Raw genomic sequence first — 5719 nt, 5'->3', positions numbered from 1 at the left:
GCTGATCGCGAAGCGGCGCGGGGACCACAGTCGGCTCGGGTTCGCCCTTCAGATGTGCACCGTGCGCCATATCGGCCGGTTCCTCCCGGACGACCCGCTGGACGTGCCGTGGGCCGTGGTCGAGCACCTGGCCGCGCAGCTCGGCATCGCGGACGTCTCGTGCGTGAAGCCGTACACCGAGCGCAAGCCGACGGCGTACGAGCACGCGTGGGAGATCCGGGACGCCTACGAGTACCACGAGTACGAGGATGCGGAGTGGTCGCGGCGGTTCCGCACGTCCCTGCACGGGCGGGCGTGGACGCACGCCGAGGGGCCGGTGGCGCTGTTCAACCAGGCGGTGGGCCGGCTGCGCCGTCACCGGGTGCTGCTGCCTAGGGTGCCGGTGCCGGCCCGGCAGGTGTCGGAGGCCCGGAAGGGCGCGGAGAAGCGGCTGCACGCCACGGTCGCGGGGGCCGCGCGGCGGGCGGACCCGGCGCTGCCCGGCGACCTGGTGGCGACGCTGAAGACGCCGGAGGGCTCCCGGTTCTCGGAGCTGGAGCGGCTGCGCCGGCCGCCGACGCGGACGACGGGCACCGCGTTCGCCCGCGCGCTGGAGCCGGTGGACGAGATCGGCGCCTACCGGCTCGGTCGGCTGAAGCTGTCGCAGATCCCGCCGAACCGGACGGCGGCGCCGGCCCGCTACGCGCTGGGGTCGAAGGCACCGCTGCTGGAACGGGCGGCGGAACCGGAACGCACGGCGATGCTCACCGCGGTGATGCGCCACCTTGAGGCCAAGGCGATCGACGAGGCCCTGGACGCCTTCCCTGTAGCCCTGCTCGTAGGTGTCCATGTCGAAATGGCGCTCCGCCTCCACACAGGCGTCGAAGAGGTGGTCGTCCTCGATGATCAACCGGGTTCGGATGATGGCTGCCGTCGGAACGTGGTCGTTGTAGGCCCTGAAGTCTAGGGATCCCAGTGGTTCTCGCCGAAAACAACGCGAAGGACTGATCCGCAGGTCAGCCTGCAGACTCCACCCGGGTTGTAGCAGTCTGCGCGTCGTACTCGCGGAGCATCCGCATGACGGTGGCGGGTGAAGGGGGTTGGCCGCGCTTCTTGCCGGTGCGGATGACAAGCCGGGAGGTGATCTCCCGCAGAGACAGGTACTCGGTGTCCCGCAGGCGCACAGCGGTGGCGAGCATGTCGTCGGAGACCGGCACCCCGCCGATGGCCTTGCCCTTTGTGCGGGCGGTCTCCTGCCCCTCCAGGGGCTTGTCGCGGATGTAGTCGCGCTCGGGCTCCGCCATGGCTGCGAAGAACGCGAACAGGGCGGCGCCGTGTCCGGCCGGGTCGTGCCTGCCTGCGAGGGGACCGGTGAGGAACTCGGGGTGTGAGGAACATCGGAACCGGATCGTGCGCTTGCGCACTCCGTGACGGTCCACCGCAGACAACTGCCGAGTATCCGCGGCTTCCGGCCTCACACTCCCCGTGGAGCGTGGACGGGAGACCTTCGGGGATGGCTGACTCCGCATGGTCATCTGCGATAACGATCTCGGTCTGCCGTGTGAGTGATCACGCACATGCAGGCCCGATTCCGCCCGCGCGCAGACCCGTCTCGAAGCTCCTCGATGCCCGGCTCGGGGAGCTCGACCTCGACGGTGACCGAGCGCGTCGTGGTGGTGTTCGTAGACATGGGCCCGGTTTCCCAAGGTGATGTCGGTCGCGTTCAACTCGGCGCTACTACGGTTCCGCTCGTTCGTACGGCTCGGCTTCTTCCTGCCCATCGTCACCGGCCCGATCGCCGACGGCCGCGGCTGTTCGTCCAGGTGGCGCTGCCGGTCATGTGGCCCGCGCTGACCGCCATGGCCACCTACCTCTTCCTCTGCCAATCCATGGAGTGACTCCTGCGGGGTGTGGTGTTGGCCAGGACGTTACACCCCCTCTTGCAAGAGTTCAATGAAAGTTTTCGCTCGATCGAGCTGATCCATGCCGAGAGGCAGGCTGCCTCGACGCGTACGCATATGGACGCGCGGAGAATAGCCGCCCGCGTCCAACTAAACAACTGTTGACATTGATCTTTGTGAAGCACTCAATAGGCCCCATAGTTCAACATCTTCCAACGCAGCGCCCCGGCTCCTCGTCGAAAGGGATCGATTTCAGATGCGCCGTCTCACCCATGCGCTCCTGGCCTTACTGGCTTCGACCCTTGCCGTGTCCGCCCTCCCCGGATTACCCGCCGGAGCGGCGCAGTCGTACGTTGTCGAGGCCGAGAGCATGGCGCTGTCCAACTTCACGACAGTCAGCGTGGAGCACACCTTCAACGGCGCGCCGGTCGAGACCGTGAATTACGTCCAGGGCGTTTCCGGCCAGTCGAGCACCGCCACCAAGGCATTCAGCGGCGCCACCGGCACCTACGACCTCATCACGCGCTACAACGGAAAAACCGCAGGTGGAGTCACCTACACGCTCGCGGTGAATTCCACCACCGTGGATTCGTGGGCCACGTCGCAGCGAAACGGCCGCGACTACACCGATCCCGCGAACATCGACACCCACACGTCGAGCAAAGTCACGCTCAACAGCGGTGACACCATCAAGCTGACGGCCGCGTCCGCCAACGAGACACCGCGCGTCGACAAGATCACAATCCAGGAGTACGTGGGTCCGCCGGCCAGCACACTGAGCATCGATTCACCGAACACGGCGCTGAACGAGGGCTTCACCTGGGGCAAGAACCGGGCCTTGGGCATGACGTTCTACCCCGGGAACCCGATGATGGGGCACGAACCGGAGTGGTGGCGGCTGAAGGATTCCACGCACACCACGGTGATGCCTGGTTACTGGGGCGCCTATCTGAACCGGGAGTCCTTCTACAACAGGGACATCGCCCATCAGTCGGACGGCGCGCACGCGCTTGGCCTGGACAACGAAACCTTCGCCATGCTGAAGACGTTCGCCGGCGATGCCGACGATCCGGGCCAGAACGGCTGGCCGCTTTGGGCGCACAGCTCCTACGGCAGCATGTACTACATCGACGGCACGGGATTTCGGGAACTGCCGTCACCGTTCAACGTGATGGCCAAGGCCTACAAGCAGTACCAGTGGACGGGAAACCAGAACTGGATCAACGACCCGGCCCTCTCGGCGTACTACGACTCGACCATGGGTCCGTTTCTGGCCAACCACAAGGTGACGTGGAACGACGCGAATCCCTCCAACGAGCAGCCGGTCGCGAAGCTGCAGCCTGGCGAATACACGGCGACATTCTTCGAGTTCCCGAACGAACATCTCGTCTCCGCCGCCGATGCGCTGGGCTACCAGTACCAGTCGATGGTCGCGTATTCGGCGATCCTGAAGGCAAAGGGCGACAACGCCAACAGCGCGAAGTGGGCCGACCGTGCCCAGCGGGTACGCGACCACTTCGAGACGGACTGGTGGGACTCTGCGGCCAACCGCTACATCCGCGGCAAGGACGCCGACGGCAAGGGTTACAGCAGTTGGGGGCATGAGGCCAGCTTCCTGATGATGTTGACGGGGCTGGGCGACCACGGCGCCAGGACCGGTGACTACCTGGACTTCATCGCCGCCAATGACGACGACCTGAATGTCGAGGCGACCTCCTATCTGCCGGAGATGTACTACCAGTACAACCGGCCTTCACAGGGTTGGGCGTGGCTCAAGAAGCTCATGGCTGACAAGAACGGATATCCGGAAATTTCGTTCACGGTGGTCAGCAGCACCATCGACGGCATGATGGGGGTGCAACCGGACGCCCCGCACAACAAGGTGGCCACCGTCCCGCGGTTGACCTCTGAGGTGCCGTGGGTGGAAATCAACCACCTCAAGGTCGGCGGCAACGACCTCAAGCTCAAGCACACCGGCACGACGGCCTCCACGCTGACCAACAACTCCGGCTCCACCATCACCTGGGAAGCCCAGTTCTACGGGACCCTCTCCACGATCAGCGTGAACGGCACCCCGCAGACGCCGCAGACCAAGTCGCTGTACGGCCGGACGGTTTCGTACGTGACGGTGCCGGTGACCGCCGGCGCGTCGGTGACCGCGACCGCTGGAAACCCAGGGGGTGACACCACGGCCCCCACCGCACCGACCCACCTCGCGACAGGCAAGGTGACCTCGAACAGCGTGGATCTGAGCTGGACGGCGTCGACCGACAACGTCGGCGTGACCGGCTACGGCATCTACCGCGGCACCACGCTGATCGGCTCGTCGACGGGCACGAGCTTCACGGCGACCGGCCTTTCCGCCTCGACGCCGTACACGTTCACGGTGAAGGCGAAGGACGCTGCCGACAACAACTCGGCGGCCAGCGACCCGGTCAACGTCACCACCGCCATCAGCGGAAACGGGCAGACAGCCGATCTGAGCGATCTCACCTGGGTCAATGCCGTGAGCGACTTCGGCACCGTTCAGAAGAACAGAAGCGTCGACTCAAACCCCATCAAGCTGGCCGGGACCGCCTACACCAAGGGCATCGGCACGCACGCCAACAGCGCCATCACCTACACCTTGAACGGCGGGTACGCGAAGTTCCAGGCGGAGGTCGGCGTGGACGACGAGATCTCCGCGGGCGCGTCGGTCAGGTTCCAGGTCTGGGGCGACGGCGTCAAGCTGTACGAGAGCCCGTCGGCGCTGACGGCGTCGAGCCCGACCCAGTCCATCGACGTGAGTATCGCCGGAGTGACCTCGCTGGTGCTGAAGGTGACGGATGCGGGAGACGGGATCAACAGCGACCACGCCGACTGGGCGAACGCTCGACTTGTCAGTGCGGACACCCAGGCGCCGACGGCGCCGACCAACCTGGTGTCGAGCAACGTCACCTCGAGCAGTACCCGGCTGAGCTGGACGGCATCGACCGACAACGTCGGGGTGACGGGCTACGACATCTACCGCGGGACGGCACTGGCCGGCTCGTCGACGGGCACGAGCTTCACGGCGACCGGGCTGTCGGCTGCGACGCCGTACACGTTCACGGTGAAGGCGAAGGACTCCGCCGGGAACGTGTCGGGTGCCAGCAATGCGGTCACGGTCACCACCTCCAGCGGCGCTGCGGTGTTCCTCAGCGATCTGAACTGGACCGGTACTCCCACCATCGGGTGGGGCACCCTTCACAAGGACCGGAGCGTCGATGGGCACACCATCACCCTGAACGGGACCACGTACGCCAAGGGGATAGGCACGCATGCGACGAGCAGCATCACCTACTCCCTGAACGGCGCCTATTCCCGATTCCAATCGGATATTGGGGTCGATGACGAGGTCGGCGCGAATGCGACGGTCACGTTCGAGGTCTGGGGCGACGGCGTCAAGCTGTACCAGAGTCCGTCGGCGATGACTCCGTCCAGCGCGGCAGCCTCCATCGACGTCAGCGTGGCCGGGGTGACCTCGCTGGTGCTGAAGGTGACGGATGCGGGGGACGGGATCAACAGCGACCACGCCGACTGGGCGGGAGCAAAGCTGATGTCATAATGCGCCAGACCGGCGGGGAGCTCTTCCAGGGCGACCCGTCGGAGGCGAAAGGCGCGCCCACGACGGCCGCCAGGCACTCCTCCGGCCCTTGAACCTCGGATACCGGGGGATCTGCCCGGCCCTGATGCGGCGGAAGAACGCCTCGAACAGACCCACCGCACCCAGCCCGAACCCTGAGAGGACCTTCTGCTCATCTTCGGCAGCAGCGCTCTGCTCGCTCGCGCAGCCGCCGGCGCCGCGCCCGGCGCGTGGC

The 5719-nt window shown here is 66.1% G+C and carries 4 protein-coding genes; 3 read left to right on the top strand and 1 reads right to left on the bottom strand.

Features of this window, described 5'->3' with window-relative positions; all coding sequences use genetic code 11:
* A partial coding sequence (locus tag ACWDS7_RS46055) for a DUF4158 domain-containing protein (protein WP_451934447.1) occupies nucleotides 1–946 on the top strand: 946 nt, incomplete at its 5' end.
* 49 nt (nucleotides 947–995) lie between these two features.
* Here ACWDS7_RS46055 and ACWDS7_RS46050 read toward each other — a convergent pair.
* Nucleotides 996–1403 (bottom strand): hypothetical protein, encoded by a 408-nt coding sequence (locus ACWDS7_RS46050; RefSeq protein ID WP_451934446.1) that lies wholly within the window; start codon nucleotides 1401–1403, stop codon nucleotides 996–998.
* Nucleotides 1404–1634: 231 nt separating this feature from the next.
* Here ACWDS7_RS46050 and ACWDS7_RS46045 point away from each other — a divergent pair, with 231 nt between their 5' ends.
* Together ACWDS7_RS46045 and ACWDS7_RS46040 are read left to right on the top strand one after the other, a co-directional pair.
* On the top strand, nucleotides 1635–1877 hold the full coding sequence (locus ACWDS7_RS46045) for a hypothetical protein (RefSeq protein ID WP_451934445.1): 243 nt from the start codon (nucleotides 1635–1637) through the stop codon (nucleotides 1875–1877).
* 259 nt (nucleotides 1878–2136) lie between these two features.
* Nucleotides 2137–5466, top strand: a complete 3330-nt coding sequence (locus ACWDS7_RS46040; protein WP_451934444.1) for an NPCBM/NEW2 domain-containing protein — start codon at nucleotides 2137–2139, stop codon at nucleotides 5464–5466.
* Nucleotides 5467–5719 lie beyond the last annotated feature (253 nt).

This window comes from Streptosporangium sp. NPDC003464 (assembly GCF_053588315.1).
Note: the sequence above shows the minus strand (reverse complement) of the source record. Positions and strands in the feature narration are given on the sequence as shown.